Origin of the sequence: Chryseobacterium sp. (genome assembly GCF_008014695.1) — a bacterium.
In the GTDB taxonomy this organism is placed as follows: domain Bacteria; phylum Bacteroidota; class Bacteroidia; order Flavobacteriales; family Weeksellaceae; genus Kaistella.
Window position 1 is genome coordinate 658,211 of sequence record NZ_VOXE01000001.1, and the last position, 17,078, is coordinate 675,288.

Genomic DNA, 17,078 nt, shown 5'->3' on the forward strand with positions numbered 1-17,078 from the left:
TTTTATGAAGTCTGGAAATTCTTTCTCGCCAGTTCTTTCCGAACGCGGCTTAAACTTTCCGGCGTAATTCCTAGATACGAAGCCACCATCCATTGCGGGACCCGCTGAAGAATTTCAGGATACATTTTGATGAAATTCATATAGCGCTCTTCCGCCGTTTCGGCCAGAAGGGAATTGAGGCGGTTCTGCAGATTTCTGATGTGTTTCTGCAAAAGCAGATCGTTGTTTCCGGCAGTTTGAGGGAATTCTAACGCCAGATTCTTGAAAAAATCATTTTTAAGCAAAAGAATCTCAGAATCTTCCACCGCTTCAATATAATATTTTGATTTTTCACTGAAGTAGAGCGAACTGCGGTCAGACATCAGCCATTTTTCGGGCGCGAACTGAATGATGTGCTCCTTCCCGTTTTTGTCGATGGAATACATTCTCAGCAGGCCTTTTTCCACAAAATAGGTTTCTTTACAAATTTCGCCTTCGCGCAGCAAAAATTCATTTTTGGAAACTTTTTTCGGGACATAAAAATTACTGCATGCAGCGACTGCCGCTTTTGGAATCTCCAGAATTTCAGATAAATAAGTTTCGATATTTTCCATGAAATCTTACATTAAATCCAATGTGATACTTTGGTGTGAAGCGTTATTTATTGCTTTGCCGTTTTCAAGGACAATAAGCTGCGGACTTTGGTGAATCACATCCAGGTCATCTGCTATTTGGTTGGACAGATCACGGTTGGCAATTAAATCCAGAAAATAATAGGAATAAGGCTGATCCGATTTTTCCACTTCCTTCTCAAAATTCCGCAGAACTGTTTTGCTGATGAAGCATCGCGTGGAATGCTTGAAAATAGCGACTTTTTTTTCAAAGGATTCTTTAACTGCAGCATTTAAATCCTCTTCTGACTGCAGTTTTTTCCAAAAGTTTATGGAAGGTTCTTTCTCCTCAGAACTGCCGAATATTTTATCTAAAAAGCTCATACTTCAAATTGTTTTAAATGATGGTTAAGATGTTTGTACTGCAGGAAACCCCAGTCCTTGGCGGTCATTTTCCCGAAAAGAGCGTGCTCTGAAACCAGAGTGTCTTTTTCGGAATTTTCTATAAATTCGTCGATCATGGACAGCAATTCCTGTCTTGACTTTTCAAAATTACACTTTTCTGTGACCTTAACCTGTGCAAAAGTCGGCATATTTGGCGGAATGCCGTTGTTCAACAGGTACATTTCCTTTTTTGTCAGTACTCCGATGCATTTAATGAAAGGGTTTATTTTCGGCAGGATTATTTTGCCAACTGCGATCTGCAGGATTTTATCACAGTGCCGGAACATTTGCGCAGATTGCATTTTCCCCCATTTCGGTACCGAATTTTCTGAAATTTTATTAATTCTTTCTTTTATTTCTTCCAGATCTTCCGGATGCAAAAGCGATTTTCTCATGTCCAGCCCTTCTCTTTTTTTAGATTTTCGATATGCGCAAAATGGTGGTCACAATGCCAGGCAAAGAAGGTCAGATATTCTTTTAAAATGACCGTTTTATTTTGCTCGGGATGAAAAAATGTTCTTTCAAACTCTTTATTGGTCAAAGTTTTCAGGAGATGAAACCAGCGGTAATGCAAACCGGTCAGGAGATAAAGTGCAGGTTTCACCGGAATATTAATGCTGTCCTGAAGTTCCGCCCATTTCGCTTCATCATATGGTTTTACGGTAGGATTATCTTCAGTTAAAGCCAGTTTGAAACGGGAAAAACTCTGCATATGGCTGTCGGAAAGGTGATTGATGAGCTGCCGCACGGTCCAGCCTTTTTCCCGGTATTGGGTATCCAGCATTTCGTCGGTCCAGTTTTCTATAAGATTTTTCAGTTTTGAAGGAAAATTTTTAATGACCCCGATACATCGGTCGATTTCACTATCAGAAACATGATCTGAATAGTGAAATTTCCCGATGGGATATTTTTTGTGTTCGATATTTTTCATTTCTTTAGACGATTTGGCAGAACGCATGTTTCTGGCTGAAAATTTGAGCCCTGTTCTGTAAATTTACAATATAAAACGACAACTTCGGATGTTGAATTCGCAAAAGTTGACACAAAATTAATATTTAAAAAATGAAAAAAGCCCTTATTATTGTTGATGTTCAGAATGATTTCTGCGAAGGCGGTGCATTAGCTGTGCCCGGTTCAAACGGTATAATTCCGTATATCAATCTTTTGATGGAAAAAAATGAGTACGACCAGATTGTGCTTACGCAGGATTGGCATCCGGCTGATCACAAGAGTTTTGCCTCCACCAACGGAAAAAAAGTGGGAGAAACCATTTCTTTAAACGGTGTTCCGCAGTTTATGTGGCCCGACCACTGTGTTCAGGGAACTTTCGGTGCAGAATTTCATCAGGATCTAAACCAGGAAAAAGTGACGCACATCATTCAGAAAGGAAAAAATAGTGAATTTGACAGTTACAGCGCGTTTCAGGACAACAATCATTTCGTGAAAACCGGTTTGGATGATTTCCTGAAATATCATGATATTCAGCTGTTGGAAATTGTTGGACTGCCCTTGGATTACGGCGTTAAATTTACCTGTCTGGACGCAGTACAGAACGGATACATCACCTGTCTGCATTTTAACGGAACAAAAGCGGTAAACGTAAAACCCGAAAACGGGCGCGGTGCCATTTATGAAATGCTGGAAAACTCAGTGACCGTTTTAGGATAAATTTTCACTAAAATTTAAAGTCAGAATTAAAAAAAGCAACCCGATGAGGTTGCTTTTTATTTTTTATAAAAGGATAATTACAGCATTTTAAGGGTGTTCACCTCAAGATCTGTAAGAATTCTCCAGTGTCCCCGTTTGATGTTTTTCTTTGTCAGTCCTGCAAACATCACACGGTCCAGTCCTTCCACTTCATAGCCCAATCTCTGGAAAATACGGCGCACTACCCTGTTCCAGCCGATATGTAGTTCAATGCCCACTTCATTTTTAGGTTTTCCTTCAATGTAGGAAATACTGTCAACCTCTGCAATCCCTTCTTCCAGTCTTACTCCTTCCGCAATCGCATTCAGGTCAGCACGGTCAAGTTTCCGGTCCAAAGTAACATGATAGATTTTTTTCATGTTGAAAGACGGATGCGTAAGCTTTTTGGTCATGTGTCCGTCGTTGGTCAGCAAAATAACTCCTGTCGTGGAACGGTCTAGCCTTCCAACCGGGAAAACACGGTAAGGAGACGCATTCGCCACCAAATCCATCACCGTTTTACGGGCTTTTTCATCTTTGGTTGTAGAAATATAGCCTTTCGGTTTGTTCAGCAATACATACACTGGTTTTTCCGGTGTGATGCCCTGTCCGTCGAAAATTACTTTATCAGTCTTCTGAACCTGATAGCCCATTTCATTCACCACTTTTCCGTTCACTTCAACCAAACCCTGAGTGATCAGTTCATCGGCTTCTCTTCTGGAACAGATTCCTGAATTGGCAATATATTTATTCAGACGGATGGTTTCTTTCGGAACTTCCTTGGAAATTTTCTCCAGTCTTCTCTGCTGAACGAAAGATTTTGTTCTTTCACCTTCATCATTTCTGCCGAAAGTTCGGGTATAAGTTTTTTTAGGAGCCTTTTTGTCTCCTTTTATAAACGGCTTGTCTCTGTTGAATGATTTGCCAATTCTTTTTCCTGCAGGTTTTTTAAAAGTTTTTTCGTAGGATTTTGCTTCTGATTCCGAGAGAAGTCTTGGTTCTCTTGGTGGTTTCGAAGGTTTTTTATCGTCGGTATTTTCAGTCTTTGGAGCACGCGAAGGGGAAGGTCGTGAACTTCCGGTTTGGGAAGATCTGGGTTTATAAGGTTTATCGGAACTGTTTCTGTCTCTGCTCATTGTCTAAAAAATTTTGTGCAAAGATAGCTTTTTTTGTCGGGAGATGGAAGCGGTGTGGAATCTATCCCACTATTATTCCGATAATTAAATTAATTTTGCAAAAAAAACATGATTTCAATCCTGGATGAAAATTTTTCGGCGCTGAACCGTTATCTGGCTGAGGCGCTTCCTTCAAAGCTTTTCATTCTTGTTGATGAAAATACACATCACTTCTGCCTTCCAACATTACTCGCCAATTTAGAAACAGAAATCTCTTTTGAAATCATAGAAATTGCGGCCGGTGAGGAAATGAAAACTCTGGAAACCGCCACTCAGCTCTGGGAAATTCTTTCGGAATTTGAGGCCGACCGGAAATCGCTCTTTATGAACCTTGGCGGTGGTGTTGTGACGGATTTGGGAGGTTTTGTGGCTTCTACCTACAAAAGAGGAATAAAATTCATCAATATACCCACTACTCTTTTGGGCATGTGCGATGCATCCATCGGCGGAAAAACCGGCATCGATCATCTTTTCCTTAAAAACGTCATCGGTACTTTTGCTGATGCCGAACATATTTTTGTTTTTCCTGAATTTCTAAATACCCTTTCATTTGAAGAGTTAAGAAGTGGTTTTGCCGAAATGCTGAAGCACGGGCTGATTGCAGATGCATCACACTGGAACGACCTGATCCGTATCGATGAATTAAAGGCAGAAAACATTTATCCTTTCATTGAAAAATCCATGCAGATCAAACTGCAGATTGTGGAAAAGGACTTCAGAGAACAGCATATAAGAAAGACACTGAACTTCGGACATACTGTTGGTCATGCTGTAGAAAGTGTTTGCCTGAAAAAAGGAAAACCGATTCTTCACGGTGAAGCCGTTGCGCTTGGCATGATCTGCGAAACACATCTTTCACAACTGGAAAATCTAATTTCTCAGGATACTGCAAATAAAATCATTTATCAAATCAGAAGATTTTTCCCGCTTATAGATATGAGTTCCCTTGATCCTACAGAACTTTTCTCAGTGATGAACCAAGACAAGAAGAATTCACATCAACAGATTAATTTTTCACTGTTATCCGGAATAGGAAGTTCAAAATTTAACTGCCATGTGACAGCGGAAAAAATTAAATATGCATTGCATTTTTATCAAAAATTGGCCTGATTTTCTTTTCTTGTCACATTTCAAGACAAACAATACGCTTTTCACCTTTTACCAGTAATTTTAATTTATAATACTGATAATCAGTAGGTTCTATATAAAATTAATTAAACTATTGTTTAGTTTTTTTTTGTTTTCTCAGTTTTTGGCACAGCGTTTGCGGAGTACACTTCGTAAAACAAAAATTTAAATCTTATTGATCATGCAGGCTCAGTGAAATTGTTGAAGTTTTTAACCATATTCCAACAGTATATTTCAAATAAAGCAACAGCATTAGTAAATAGATAAAATTTTAAGAAAAATTAAGAAAGTAAAATTTAAAATTTAAAATTATGAAAAAGTTATTTTTAGGTGCAGCAATCGCAATGAGTTCATTGACATTCGCACAGACGTTTGGTGTTAAGGCAGGAATGAATGTTTCATCCATTTCCAAAGATGCAGATTTAAGCGATCAAGGTTCAAAAATCGGATTTAACGCTGGGGTAACTATGAATGTTCCTTTGGCTGCAAGTTTCAGCATCCAACCTGAATTATTGTATTCTCAATATGGAGATAAATACAACATGGATATCCTAGGTACGACCTATGCCAGGTCAAGACACTTAGATTATATTACTTTACCGGTAATGTTCCAATATAATGCAACTCCAGCTTTTTATTTAGAAGCAGGTCCAGAATTCGGTTTGTTGGTTAGTGCTAAAGACAGATTTACTGATGAAAGTAACAATGATCTTATTGATGAATCAGGTAACTACAAAGACAGCTTAAACGGACTAAATGTTGGAATTGGAATTGGTGCAGGTTATTATTTTACTCCTAAAGTTGGAGTAACAGCAAGATATGTTGCAGGTTTGACTGACATTAACAACAGTGATAATAATGGAGACAGAAATTCAGTTAAAAACAACGTATTCCAAGTTGGTTTAGCTTATAAATTCTAATCATTTTAGACTTAGATAAATAAGAAAAGAGTCAGATTAATTTCTGACTCTTTTTTGTTTTATAATTTAACCCTCTTATTTAAAAAGTTCGACCTCCTCTCCTTTTGCTACCGGATACTGCTCAGTAAAACATCCGAAACAGTGATTTGAACTTCCAAGGATCACTTTAAGATTATCGACCGTTAAAAATTCCAGGGAATCCACTCCCAGATACTGTCTGAGTTCTTCTACATTCATATTGGCTGAAATCAGGTCATCTTTTGAAGGAGTATCAATTCCAAGATAACATGGCGCAATAATCGGCGGCGATACGCTACGGAAATGAATTTCCTTTACTCCTGCATCTTTCAGGATTTTCACCAGACGTTTTGAAGTGGTTCCCCGAACGATAGAATCGTCGATGATCACTACCCTTTTTCCTTTGATTTCAGATATAATCGGATTGAGCTTGAGATTCACAATCCTTTCGCGCATTTCCTGAGTCGGGACAATGAAACTTCTGCCGATATATCTGTTCTTAATCAAAACAGGCCGGAAAGGAATTCCTGAAGCTTTTGAAAATCCAATGGCAGCCGGAACCCCGGAATCAGGTACTCCAATCACAATATCGGCTTCAACAGGGGCCTGTTCCCAGATTTTTTCTCCGGATTTTTCGCGGATTTCATGCACATTGATGTTTTCGAGAACGGAATCGGGTCTTGCAAAGTAAATATATTCGAAAGCGCAGATCCTTTTTTCGCAGTTTTCCCGAACCAAAAATGATTTCAAACCAGTTTCATTCTCGCTCGTATACACAATTTCGCCCGGCAGAATGTCACGGACATACTGTGCACCCACTGCATCCAAAGCAACGGATTCGGAAGCGGCAACAAATGTTTTTTCGTCGATGGCTCCCAAAACCAAAGGCCTGATCCCGTGAAAATCGCGGAAAGCAAAAAACTTGTTTCTCGTCATTCCGACTACGGAATAAGCACCTTCAATCTTTTCCATCGTTGCTTTGATTGCACCACGAAGACCCAAATCCAGATTTTTCTGGATCAAACGGAGAATCACTTCAGAATCTGAAGTGGCGCGAAAAACAACGCCTTCTGCTTCCAGTTCTCTTTTGAGCTGATTGGCATTTGTGAGATTTCCGTTATGCGCAATGGAAAGCACGATCTGGTCGTACTCATTTTTTGCAAAAAACGGTTGGAAATTGTATTTCTTCTTGTCTCCCGCTGTAGTATAACGTGTGTGTCCGATGGCGGAATTGCCCATGAACGTTTCCGGTTCGCGGATTTCTTTATATACATCCAGAACAAGGCCTTCATCTTTGATATTGACGATTTTCCCTTTTTTCATGACAGAAATGCCACAGGCTTCCTGACCGCGGTGTTGTAGCGCAAAAAGACCAAACTGGGAAAGAGAAAACGTATCGAGATCGGTATCCGAATAAATTCCGAAAATTCCGCATTCTTCTGAAGGAGCATCAAACGGGTCGTCGGTTTTCAGGAGGTTCCGTCCGTAAACCGTTTCTTTGAACTGGTTAAGATAATCTTCCTTATATTTCTGTAAATCTGTCATTATACTTTTTCGATCGAATTATTTATTCAAAACTTTTTTAAGACGTTCGTAAATTTCTACATATGCTTCGGTTACTCCTCCTAGATCCCGTCTGAAACGGTCTTTGTCGAGTTTCATCATCGTGTCTTTATCCCAAAGGCGGCAGGTGTCCGGTGAGATTTCATCGGCTAAAATAATTTTTCCGTCAGCGGTTTTCCCGAGTTCGATCTTGAAATCCACTAAAATGATATTCATTTTATCAAACAGGTCGATCAGAATATCGTTGATATCTGAAGTAAGTTCATACATTTCATCAAGGTCTTCATAAGTGGCAGCGCCGAGAAAAACAGCGTGATGATCGTTTATTAAAGGGTCGCCGAGTTCATCTTTTTTGTAGCAGAGGTCAAAAATGGTTACCGGTGATTTGATGCCCTCATCTACGCCCAGTCTTTGCGCCATGCTGCCGGCAGAGTAATTTCTAACCACCATTTCGAGAGGAATGATGTTCACTTTTTTTACCAGCTGCTCTCTTTCATCGAGTTTTTTAATAAAATGGGTGGGAATACCTTTTTGGTTCAGATATTCAAAAATAAGGGTGGTAATGGCATTATTCATTTCGCCTTTCAGGTCTACACTTCCTTTTTTCTGTGCATTGAAAGCAGTGGCATCGTCTTTAAACCGCACAATCACTTCATTTGGATTGGATGTTTCAAAGACCTGTTTTGCTTTTCCTTCATAAAGCATTGCTCCTTTTGTCATTTTTTTTTACTTTTTATTTCTTTTTACTTTCTATTTAAATTTTCACTAAAATCCCCGTCAGAACGGCAATTCCGAAACTTAATAAAGTTCCTATCAGTACATATTCTGTAAGTTTTCTCTGTTTTGCTTCGGCCAAGTCACTGAATCTGAAAACCGATTTTGCAGCGATCATAAAACCCACTCCTTCCCAATGATTAACGACAATAAATACGAAAACCAATAGCCTTTCTAGTATGCCGATGTATTTTCCAGCGTTCACTAAGGATTCGGTCTGAAGTTTACTGTGCTCCACGGTAACGGGTGTCCAGATGGAGATTAGGGTTTTAATGAGTATTGAACTCGGGATAGTCAGGAAAATAAGGGCTGTCAATAATTTTAAGGTGTGGTCATTAAAAAAATCTTCCCATTTGAAAAAAGGAAAATACCATACTGAAATCGCTCCGATTACAATAATATGCAGAAACTGGTCGAGGAAGAACCATGTTCTTTTTGTTTTTGGAGTCTGATAATGAAGTTTTACCCAGTCGATAATGAAATGAGTAACACCAACAGTCAATGCAATCCACCATAGATTAACATCCCATAAAAAAAGAAAAACCAGAATCGTATGAATGAGAATATGGAGGTACAAATAAGGGCTCGCTGCTTTTTTCCTCTCTTTGTCGGCTACCCAAGAATTGGGCTGGAAAATAAAATCTCCTAATAAATGGGCCAATATGAGCGGGATAAAAATCATTTACAGTTCTGCCATTTTTTTTCTGAAAAACCGGTCAGTTTCCAGAATGAGATCAAAATCAGCCCTTTTAAGCCGCTGGCTTATGGAGGACTGCGAAATGTTAAGTTTTTGAGCCACCAGTTCCTGATTTATGTTGGGATCTTTCAGGAAGATATCTACAATTTCGGCAGAAACCACAGACCAGTTGTCGGTAGTGTTACTGAGCCATTTGAAGATCAGATTCAGGACTTCGTCGGTTTCGATGTTTCCTGAACTGATGCTGAGGTTAATTTTTTGGGCTTTAATTTTTTCGAAATTTCTGCCGGAATGTACAAATGCTGTTCCGGTGGACTGTGAAACTTTTTCGCCAATGAAATCCTGAGAGCCTGTTCCAATTGAAATACGGACATCAAGTCCGGGGATTTTTCTGATTTTTGATTTAATTTCGATGGCTTTCTTAAAAGCATCTTCGGCATTTTCCAGCAGGCACTGAAACTCGTCGCCGCGGTAGATTTCCCAGTTATTTGCGTCTTCGCTGCTGAAAACTTCCTTTAAGGCTTGATGCCAAATTTCAGTATCAACACTCTGCGAATTAATGATGTCTCCTGTAAGTACAGATTTCATATTACAAAGATAATATTTTCTATTAACAATGGTAATATTTATTTATCTACTTATATCTGTTAATATAATTTGTATTGCTTATATATTGATTTATTAGCGGATTTACTTATTTTTTAATAAACTTATACGAACTTCCATTCAACCTTAACAGATACAGTCCTGTGTTCAATTCATGAACATCTATGGATTTTTTATTTTTGAAAGGCTGCATTTCTGTTTTGATTAGTTTTCCGTTGAAATCATAAATCTGAATACTTTTAACATCTTTTAAACGCACTGCATCTACAAAGAGTTGATTTTCAACAGGATTCGGATAAATTAGAACGTCATCGCCCACAGTGTTCTCAGAAACCTTTAAAATTCCTAAATTCTGACAGTAATCGGACGGATTACTTTGCCATTCCGAAAGACTAAATGTGGCAGTGGGCTGTGTTATTGATGCCAAGCGATACAGAGACACATTTCCGACCGTGTTGGTTGTATTTTTTGCACCGATTACATCAACTGGAATATTACCGTCATACGCCAGTTCGATGTACTGCGTTCCCGTATACGTCATGGGAGTAGATGCCGTAACAAATTTAGCCTGAGCATTGGTGAAGCAGGTGAAGTTCGCATTCGGATTCAAAATCACAAAATTCTCTCCGTCAGCAACAGTTCCTTCCAATTCATAGGTATCAGAAAAATAATAAGAACTACCGCTAAAAAACTGAATATTGATCCGGTAGTTATTAAGGTTAACGGAGTGACCGGTTCTGTTGATCAGTTCAAGAGCTTTGTTATCGGAAGAACCTTCAAGATACTTGATAATCATCAGGTCGCTTGAAAAAGAATCAGAGGCCAAAGTCGTAGCTGCTGCGACATTACTGACGGGGGATTCCAAATAACCTTTATCAAAAGCTTTAACAGTGAAAGTGTACGCCGTTGAAGGGAGAAGATGATCAATCGTGACTGAAGTACTTTTGCTGGTTTCTGCAGGCGTTGTTGAACCATTTACATAAATCCGGTATCCCAAAACATCAGGATCAGGACTTGGGGACCAGGTTAGATTCACAAAATGGGCATTTTGCTGCGTAACCGTGAGCGCACCCGGAGCACCTGGAGCAATCGCATCTGGAGTTTCTGACCAGATCATATTCACCCATTCAGGATGATCGATGAAAGGATTTCGGTTTTTCTGAATTCCGTAAACAATATTATTCTTGTCGATTTCTTTTGGCGATACAGGATCCATTGCGTTCCACTGTTTCAGAAGAGTGATATACGACGGATCTAAAGCCCGCTCCTCGGTGCCGTCAAAAAGAGATTCATCATTTGCAGGCGTTGTGCCCATATTGTGATTGAAAGATCCCAATTTTCCTTCGTACCGTACTGCAAAATAAAGCAGTGTTCTTGCAATATCTCCCTTAAATTCATTTATAGGTTCATACACCCTTCCCGTATAGGGGGAGCCAGGAATCGCACAGTTGCCGATTCTCGAACCATTCGTGAAAGTATAATAAATGGTGGAACCTACTACCCCATAAGGATAATTGCTGCGTAACTGGTTGATCCGTGCATCTGCAGGCACTACATGAAAGAGATCGGAGTACATCGGATAACCGCTGATACTACCTGTACTGAAAGTACTTTGCGGTACCATATGTTCCCTGTTATAACCTACACCCTCAGCTCCTGCGCTCGAAACCAACTGTGCACTGGTATATTCATAAGCATCCGGACCTGTAGGAATTTCAGAATACATGTCCAGCAAAAAAGTGGTATTAGTCGCGGTATGGTCATAATATTTATCAAGATCCGTCTGTGCATAATAATTGGGCAGATCGCCATAATGCCAACTGATGGTTTTAGATGATATAATATCGTGTACTTTAGACTTTAAAGCATAACCGGTAAGCCCCACCGCAGCGTCATAGTAACCTACAGGTATCTGCGAAAACGCAAAAAAAGGGATTAAAAATCCCAGAAACAGAATTTTTTTCATTATATAAAAATACTGATTTATATGCAACATAAAATGAAACTTTATGTTAATAATATAATAATTTTATGGTCTGGGTAAATGATAATCAAAACAGAATGCAAACGTGTATAATGAATAAAAAACTTTTTCAGATTTTCTACATTTTAAGTATATTTGAACCAAATAAAAGAAATGAATACCGATACGCTACAAAACATTAAAATGGTGGCAGAAACTGCCAGAGATTTTGCTGAAAAAAATATCAGACCCAACATTATGGACTGGGACGAAAGCCAGACTTTTCCGGTAGCGCTTTTTCACCAATTGGGTGAAATGGGTTTCATGGGAATCGTTATTCCGGAGGAATACGGCGGATCAGGCCTCGGTTATCATGAATATGTTACCATTTTGGACGAAATTTCTCAGGTTGACCCCTCTATAGGACTTTCTCTTGCGGCACACAATTCACTCTGTACCAATCATATCTATGAGTTCGGGACTGAAGAACAGCGTCATAAATGGCTGCCAAAACTGGCTTCAGGGCAAGTGATCGGCGCCTGGGGACTTACAGAACACAATACTGGCTCCGATTCCGGAGGAATGACTACCACAGCTGTTAAAGACGGCGATGACTGGATCATCAGCGGAGCGAAAAACTTCATCACTCACGCTATTTCCGGAGACATTGCAGTGGTAATGACCAGAACAGGTGAAAAAGGAGCAAAAAACAACTCAACTGCATTTGTTCTCGAAAAAGGAATGACTGGATTTTCTTCAGGAAAAAAAGAAAACAAACTCGGAATGAGAGCTTCGGAAACTGCAGAACTGATTTTCGACAGCGTAAGAGTGCCGGATTCGCACCGTTTGGGTGAAGTTGGAGACGGTTTTAAACAGGCCATGAAAATCCTGGACGGCGGAAGAATTTCCATCGCTGCATTAAGCCTCGGAATTGCAAGAGGCGCTTACAAAGCTGCTCTGAAATATGCGCAGGAAAGACATCAGTTCGGCAAAGCGATTTCCGAATTCCAGGCAATCAATTTCATGCTTGCAGACATGGCAACTGAAATTGACGCTGCTGAATTGCTTATTCAGCGCGCTTCCACTTTGAAAAACGCCAAACAAAAAATGACGAGAGAAGGAGCAATGGCTAAGTTATACGCTTCTGAAGCATGTGTAAGAATTGCAAACAATGCACTTCAGATTTTCGGTGGGTACGGTTATACCAAAGATTTTCCGGCAGAAAAGTATTATAGAGACTCCAAACTGTGTACGATTGGTGAAGGAACTTCCGAAATCCAGCGTTTGGTTATTGGCAGAGATATTACCAAATAGTTTATATTGTTAATCGGTGGTTAACATCTAATAAAAATCCGGTATTTGAATATTCAAATACCGGATTTTTTTAACTTTTAATGCCACGTCCAACTCAGCGTTCGAATTTGAAAAATTCTGTAAGCGGATGCTCTTCATTTTTCATGAAATGGGAAGCCATTTCCATTCCGGTCACTGAAAATGTGATGCCGTTTCCGCCAAAACCGAGTACAAAATAAGAGTTTTTAAATTTTTTATGGGTTCCGATGTATGGCAGCCCGTCTTTCGTCTCCCCAAATGTCCCGGCCCAGGTAAAATCGGTGTAAAACTCATATTCCGGAAGCAGTTTACTGAGCGTTTTCAGGGTTTCCTTTTCTTTCTTGGCAATCATTCTATCCCGCTTTTCGGGGTTCCGGAAGTCTTCATCTCCTCCGCCAATCAGGAGCCGTCCGTCATCAGTAGTCCGCATGTACAGATAAGGTTCATCGGTGTTCCAGAAAAGAGTTTCGCTTAATTTTGAGATATTGGAATCATCCATTTCAGAAACGATGGCAAATGTGCTTTTCAGATTTACAAAATTATCTTTAATGAGTTCCTTGCTTTCGTAACCGATGCAGTATATTATTCTTTTGGTTTTGATTTTGCAGCCGCCAGCGGTTGCAACTTCACTAAAATCTTTAAAGTACTTAACCGATTCCATTTTGGTCTTATCAAAAATCTGCAGTCCTTTTTTAAAATTAAAGTCCAACAGTTCATGGGCAAATTTAAAGGCATCAATACTCGCTCCCTGCTCCGAAAGAATTCCGCCCAATGTATGTTCCAACCCATATTTGTCCTGAATTTGTTTTTCATCGAGCCATTGTACGCGGAAACCTGCTGCGTTTCTGGCTTCAAATTCTTTGTACAGATAAGTGATGTCCTTTTTCTCGTTGGTGAAATACAATGATGATTTCTTGGTAAAACCCGCTTCCGATCCAATTTCAACAGCAATTTTTTTAAGATCGTCAATGGATTTTGAGCAGGCTTTATAGCTTTCCACCGCACCTAAAATCCCTATTTTTTCCTTCAGTTCGTGCAGAGGAACGTCAATCTCATACTGAAGCATTGAGGTGGTAGCCGATGTGCTTCCGTTGCAGATCTCCCGCTTGTCGATGATGATGGTTTTGTAACCGTCCTTGATCATTTGGTGGGCAATTAAACTGCCTGTAATACCGGCTCCAACGATCAGTACGTCGCATTCTTCATCGGCTTTCAGAGATGGATATGAAGCAAGAAGACCGTTCTTTACAAGCCAAAAGGGTTCATTGGATTTTAGATCCATAATTTTACATTAAAATCTTAATGAAGTCTAGAATTTAAAAGTGTTTGCCGGAAACACTTTGTTGACTTCAATTTTATTGATCAGCATCAGGTAGTCGCTGTCTTTTTTTGGAGAGGAAGATTCGATCCGGAAAGGCATCATAAGAGTGCCCACTTTTCTATAATCACCATAACTGAGCACTTCATCTTTCTTAGTTTCCTTTACCAGCATATAGCTTTTTGAATCAAAATAATAAATGGTTTTGTTAACATTTTTGGTAAGTTCCACTTTATGGCAATAAATATCGTTAACCTTTTCTTTGCCTAAATATTTTGCCTCGAATCCTTTGTTTTCCCAGTCGATGAAATCGTTATCAAAACTTTCCGCCACATAATTGGGATACTCCTGAATTTTATTGGTGGCATAATTCATGGCATACCCTTTTTTGCCGTCGTAGCCTTCAATCGCCGTTTCTTTTTTATTGATAGAAATTACTGTTTTGGTGAGATTGGGTCTTTGCTGGTATATTTTTATGGGATAATCATCGTTGACTCCCAAAGTGACATTTCCCTGTAAAGTTACGGAGTTCAGAAGCTTCCAGTTTGTCAGTCCGCCGGACAGTTCAATGTTTTTATCGATGATCTCTTTTGCAGTCTGTGCAGATACAAAACCGCTCATGATGATGATGAATATTAAAAAAATCTTTTTCATTAATGCGCCCGTTTATTTTTTCAAATATATACTTTATTTTTTCACAGATGCTTATTGCAACCACAAATTAAACTAAAAAATCGCTTAGAATTGTTTTCTTTCAGGAATTTCCGTTCAGGATTTCTCTGGCTTTTTCCAGATCCTGCGGTACATCAATTCCCACTCCAACAAAGTCTGTTTCAATCATCATGATTTTCATGCCGTATTCCAGATAACGGATGCATTCAATTTTCTCTGCCATTTCCAAAGGTTTCATCGGAAGCGCGGCAAATTTGAGCAAAGCTTTTTTGCGGAATGCATACACCCCAACGTGTTTGAAATAATCGGTTTTTTCAAAAATTTCTCTGGTAAAAGGAATAACAGACCGGCTGAAATAAAGCGCAAAACCTTGATTATCCGTAATCACTTTTACGTTATTGGGATTCTCGATTTCTTCTTTTTCAGTAAGTTTTATTTTAAGCGAAGCGAGGGAAATTTTCTCCTCAAAATCATTCTTAAAGACGGAAATAAGCTGAGATAAAGGCTCAGTTTTCAGGAATGGTTCATCGCCCTGAACATTGACCACGATATCGCATTCAATATTCCGGACGGCTTCAGCGATCCGGTCGCTGCCGGTTTCGTGCTGACCGGTCATTACAGCATTTCCGCCTCTTCTGCTGATTTCCTCAAAAATAATTTCAGAATCGGTCGCCACAAAAACTTCATCAAAAAGTCCGGTTTCCACCACATTTTCATAAGTGGTTGCGATGACTGTTTTATCGCCCAGAATCTGCATAAGTTTTCCCGGGAAACGGCTGGCTTCGTAACGGGCAGGAATAACGGCGATAATCTTCATGGAGTGATGAGTTATAAGTGGTGAGTTACAAGTTTTTTGATGTGGCCGTAATAATAATGCTTCTCAGAATTAACATTTATATAAGCTTATTTAAAGCATTTTCCAGCCTTGGGAGCATTTTTTTAATTTCTGCGGCAGACAGACCGCCGGCAGATGCGCGGAACCACGGCATATTCCGGGAATTTCCAAAAGCGGAAAAAGGGACAAGTGCTACGCCTGCTTCGTTGATTAAATAAAAAACCAGATCTGAAGAATCCACGATTGGTGTGCCATCCGGTTTTGTTTTTCCCAGATAATCCAATTCTATGGTCAGATACAGGGCTCCCATCGGCTTGATGCTGTCAACCAGTAATCCTCGTGATTTCATGTCCTGAATTCCGTTGTGAAGCGATTGCAGACTTTCAGCCATTTTTTCTTTAAAATCCTGAACAAATTCATCAGTTTTAGCTGAATTGCTCAAAAAAACACCAACAGCTTCCTGTTCCGGTTTGGGGGCCCAAGCGCCGATATGGCCGAGTAAGGCCTTCATCTTATCAATAATTTCGGCCGGACCGAAACTCCAGCCGACTCTTATTCCCGTTGCTGCAAAACATTTTGAGGCCCCGTCAATATAAACGGTGTACTCCTTCATTTCCGGAAAAAGGGAAACGGGAGTAAAATGCTCTTCGCCAAACGTAAGCATCGCATAAATCTGGTCATACAGTAAGTAAAGCGGTTTTTCGTTTTCGCCACGTTTTTTGTTTTCCTCGATAACCAGTTTACAGATTTCCGTCAGCTGGTCCTTTGTAAACATCGTTCCCGTAGGGTTTAACGGAGAACAGAGGGCCAGAAGCACCGCTCCCTCCAGATGAGGTTTTAAATCTTCGGCATTGGGTAGAAAATTATTCGACTGGGAAGTTTCAACTTCAATTTTTTCGGCATGAGTCAGATAAGAATAATGGTTGTTGTTCCAGGACGGAATTGGATAAACCACTTTATCACCTTCATCTACAATTGTTTTAAAAGCAGCGTAAATCAACGGTCTCGACCCACCTGCCACTAAAATTTCGTCCGTGGAATAGTCAAGATGCCAGCGATTTTTTAAGTCTTCAGAAACCGCTTTTCTTAAGGATAAAAGTCCGGCTGCAGGTGGATAATTTGTCAGATTATTCTGATAAGCCTTCTGAATCTCTTCCTTCAGAAGAACCGGAATCGGATAAATGTCAGAATCGAGATCACCAATCGTAAGATTTGCAATTTCGGCACCCTGCATTTTCATTTCATTGACCTGATTTCCAATCTTGATGATTTCTGAACCGATAAGGTGATGGGCGAGTTTTGATGTTTTCATTTGGTCAGTCGTTAAATTTACGGGCTTTAATAACCCCGTAGATCT

At 39.7% G+C, this 17,078-nt stretch carries 18 protein-coding genes; 4 read left to right on the forward strand and 14 right to left on the reverse strand.

Annotated elements, in window-relative coordinates; genetic code table 11:
* Positions 1–2: 2 nt before the first annotated feature.
* The 4 genes from FUA25_RS03150 to FUA25_RS03165 are packed head-to-tail and all read right to left on the reverse strand — an operon-like array spanning position 3 to position 1,965.
* Entirely contained in the window at positions 3–593 is a 591-nt protein-coding gene (locus FUA25_RS03150; protein ID WP_147755432.1) for a Crp/Fnr family transcriptional regulator, read from the reverse strand.
* Between the two features lie 6 nt (positions 594–599).
* On the reverse strand, positions 600–974 hold the full coding sequence (gene ytxJ, locus FUA25_RS03155) for a bacillithiol system redox-active protein YtxJ (RefSeq protein WP_147755433.1): 375 nt from the start codon (positions 972–974) through the stop codon (positions 600–602).
* Positions 971–1,429, reverse strand: a complete 459-nt coding sequence (locus FUA25_RS03160) for a DUF1569 domain-containing protein (RefSeq protein WP_147755434.1) — start codon at positions 1,427–1,429, stop codon at positions 971–973. Before FUA25_RS03160 ends, ytxJ begins: the two co-directional genes overlap by 4 nt.
* Positions 1,426–1,965 (reverse strand): YfiT family bacillithiol transferase, encoded by a 540-nt coding sequence (locus FUA25_RS03165; protein ID WP_147755435.1) that lies wholly within the window; start codon positions 1,963–1,965, stop codon positions 1,426–1,428. The genes FUA25_RS03160 and FUA25_RS03165 overlap by 4 nt, the downstream gene beginning before the upstream one ends.
* A 131-nt stretch (positions 1,966–2,096) precedes the next feature.
* On the opposite strand from FUA25_RS03165, the gene pncA reads away from it, so the two are divergent.
* Positions 2,097–2,702 carry a bifunctional nicotinamidase/pyrazinamidase gene (gene pncA, locus FUA25_RS03170; protein ID WP_147755436.1) on the forward strand — a complete coding sequence of 202 codons (606 nt, stop codon included), beginning with the start codon at positions 2,097–2,099 and terminating at the stop codon, positions 2,700–2,702.
* Positions 2,703–2,779: 77 nt separating this feature from the next.
* On the opposite strand, the gene FUA25_RS03175 is transcribed toward pncA, so the two are convergent.
* Positions 2,780–3,856 (reverse strand): pseudouridine synthase, encoded by a 1,077-nt coding sequence (locus tag FUA25_RS03175; RefSeq protein WP_228411630.1) that lies wholly within the window; start codon positions 3,854–3,856, stop codon positions 2,780–2,782.
* 108 nt (positions 3,857–3,964) lie between these two features.
* On the opposite strand from FUA25_RS03175, the gene aroB reads away from it, so the two are divergent.
* Both aroB and FUA25_RS03185 read left to right on the forward strand, forming a co-directional pair.
* A complete protein-coding gene (aroB, locus tag FUA25_RS03180; RefSeq protein ID WP_147755437.1) occupies positions 3,965–5,005 on the forward strand; it encodes a 3-dehydroquinate synthase in 1,041 nt (346 codons plus the stop codon).
* Between the two features lie 329 nt (positions 5,006–5,334).
* Positions 5,335–5,943 (forward strand): porin family protein, encoded by a 609-nt coding sequence (locus FUA25_RS03185; RefSeq protein WP_147755438.1) that lies wholly within the window; start codon positions 5,335–5,337, stop codon positions 5,941–5,943.
* Between the two features lie 75 nt (positions 5,944–6,018).
* On the opposite strand, the gene purF is transcribed toward FUA25_RS03185, so the two are convergent.
* From purF to FUA25_RS03210, 5 genes are all read right to left on the reverse strand, one after another.
* Positions 6,019–7,506, reverse strand: a complete 1,488-nt coding sequence (gene purF, locus FUA25_RS03190; protein ID WP_147755439.1) for an amidophosphoribosyltransferase — start codon at positions 7,504–7,506, stop codon at positions 6,019–6,021.
* Positions 7,507–7,524: 18 nt separating this feature from the next.
* Positions 7,525–8,244 carry a phosphoribosylaminoimidazolesuccinocarboxamide synthase gene (purC, locus tag FUA25_RS03195; RefSeq protein WP_147755440.1) on the reverse strand — a complete coding sequence of 240 codons (720 nt, stop codon included), beginning with the start codon at positions 8,242–8,244 and terminating at the stop codon, positions 7,525–7,527.
* Between the two features lie 34 nt (positions 8,245–8,278).
* A complete protein-coding gene (locus FUA25_RS03200) occupies positions 8,279–8,980 on the reverse strand; it encodes a DUF3307 domain-containing protein (RefSeq protein ID WP_147755441.1) in 702 nt (233 codons plus the stop codon).
* Positions 8,981–9,583, reverse strand: a complete 603-nt coding sequence (locus FUA25_RS03205; RefSeq protein WP_147755442.1) for a SatD family protein — start codon at positions 9,581–9,583, stop codon at positions 8,981–8,983.
* 106 nt (positions 9,584–9,689) lie between these two features.
* Complete coding sequence (locus tag FUA25_RS03210) at positions 9,690–11,567, reverse strand: endonuclease (protein WP_147755443.1); 1,878 nt, start codon at positions 11,565–11,567, stop codon at positions 9,690–9,692.
* 171 nt (positions 11,568–11,738) lie between these two features.
* Between FUA25_RS03210 and FUA25_RS03215 the strand changes: the two genes are divergently transcribed.
* A complete protein-coding gene (locus FUA25_RS03215; protein WP_147755444.1) occupies positions 11,739–12,878 on the forward strand; it encodes an acyl-CoA dehydrogenase family protein in 1,140 nt (379 codons plus the stop codon).
* 94 nt (positions 12,879–12,972) lie between these two features.
* Here the strand turns inward: FUA25_RS03215 and FUA25_RS03220 are convergent, their stop codons facing one another.
* From FUA25_RS03220 to FUA25_RS03235, 4 genes are all read right to left on the reverse strand, one after another.
* On the reverse strand, positions 12,973–14,178 hold the full coding sequence (locus FUA25_RS03220; protein WP_147755445.1) for an NAD(P)/FAD-dependent oxidoreductase: 1,206 nt from the start codon (positions 14,176–14,178) through the stop codon (positions 12,973–12,975).
* A gap of 27 nt (positions 14,179–14,205) precedes the next feature.
* Positions 14,206–14,868 (reverse strand): outer membrane lipoprotein-sorting protein, encoded by a 663-nt coding sequence (locus FUA25_RS03225; protein ID WP_147755446.1) that lies wholly within the window; start codon positions 14,866–14,868, stop codon positions 14,206–14,208.
* Between the two features lie 100 nt (positions 14,869–14,968).
* Positions 14,969–15,703, reverse strand: a complete 735-nt coding sequence (gene kdsB / locus FUA25_RS03230; protein WP_147755447.1) for a 3-deoxy-manno-octulosonate cytidylyltransferase — start codon at positions 15,701–15,703, stop codon at positions 14,969–14,971.
* Positions 15,704–15,779: 76 nt separating this feature from the next.
* Entirely contained in the window at positions 15,780–17,033 is a 1,254-nt protein-coding gene (locus FUA25_RS03235; RefSeq protein ID WP_147755448.1) for a pyridoxal phosphate-dependent aminotransferase, read from the reverse strand.
* Positions 17,034–17,078 lie beyond the last annotated feature (45 nt).

What these genes read in the sequence shown, in the direction of transcription:
- aroB (WP_147755437.1), top strand. Translation starts at nt 3,965, where the DNA reads ATGATTTCAATCCTGGATGAAAATTTTTCGGCGCTGAACCGTTATCTG.
- FUA25_RS03185 (WP_147755438.1), top strand. Translation starts at nt 5,335, where the DNA reads ATGAAAAAGTTATTTTTAGGTGCAGCAATCGCAATGAGTTCATTGACA.
- FUA25_RS03225 (WP_147755446.1), bottom strand. Translation starts at nt 14,868, where the DNA reads ATGAAAAAGATTTTTTTAATATTCATCATCATCATGAGCGGTTTTGTA.
- kdsB (WP_147755447.1), bottom strand. Translation starts at nt 15,703, where the DNA reads ATGAAGATTATCGCCGTTATTCCTGCCCGTTACGAAGCCAGCCGTTTC.
- FUA25_RS03235 (WP_147755448.1), bottom strand. Translation starts at nt 17,033, where the DNA reads ATGAAAACATCAAAACTCGCCCATCACCTTATCGGTTCAGAAATCATC.
- FUA25_RS03160 (WP_147755434.1), bottom strand. Translation starts at nt 1,429, where the DNA reads ATGAGAAAATCGCTTTTGCATCCGGAAGATCTGGAAGAAATAAAAGAA.
- purC (WP_147755440.1), bottom strand. Translation starts at nt 8,244, where the DNA reads ATGACAAAAGGAGCAATGCTTTATGAAGGAAAAGCAAAACAGGTCTTT.
- FUA25_RS03210 (WP_147755443.1), bottom strand. Translation starts at nt 11,567, where the DNA reads ATGAAAAAAATTCTGTTTCTGGGATTTTTAATCCCTTTTTTTGCGTTT.
- FUA25_RS03220 (WP_147755445.1), bottom strand. Translation starts at nt 14,178, where the DNA reads ATGGATCTAAAATCCAATGAACCCTTTTGGCTTGTAAAGAACGGTCTT.
- FUA25_RS03175 (WP_228411630.1), bottom strand. Translation starts at nt 3,856, where the DNA reads ATGAGCAGAGACAGAAACAGTTCCGATAAACCTTATAAACCCAGATCT.
- FUA25_RS03150 (WP_147755432.1), bottom strand. Translation starts at nt 593, where the DNA reads ATGGAAAATATCGAAACTTATTTATCTGAAATTCTGGAGATTCCAAAA.
- FUA25_RS03205 (WP_147755442.1), bottom strand. Translation starts at nt 9,583, where the DNA reads ATGAAATCTGTACTTACAGGAGACATCATTAATTCGCAGAGTGTTGAT.
- FUA25_RS03215 (WP_147755444.1), top strand. Translation starts at nt 11,739, where the DNA reads ATGAATACCGATACGCTACAAAACATTAAAATGGTGGCAGAAACTGCC.
- pncA (WP_147755436.1), top strand. Translation starts at nt 2,097, where the DNA reads ATGAAAAAAGCCCTTATTATTGTTGATGTTCAGAATGATTTCTGCGAA.
- purF (WP_147755439.1), bottom strand. Translation starts at nt 7,506, where the DNA reads ATGACAGATTTACAGAAATATAAGGAAGATTATCTTAACCAGTTCAAA.
- FUA25_RS03200 (WP_147755441.1), bottom strand. Translation starts at nt 8,980, where the DNA reads ATGATTTTTATCCCGCTCATATTGGCCCATTTATTAGGAGATTTTATT.
- FUA25_RS03165 (WP_147755435.1), bottom strand. Translation starts at nt 1,965, where the DNA reads ATGAAAAATATCGAACACAAAAAATATCCCATCGGGAAATTTCACTAT.
- ytxJ (WP_147755433.1), bottom strand. Translation starts at nt 974, where the DNA reads ATGAGCTTTTTAGATAAAATATTCGGCAGTTCTGAGGAGAAAGAACCT.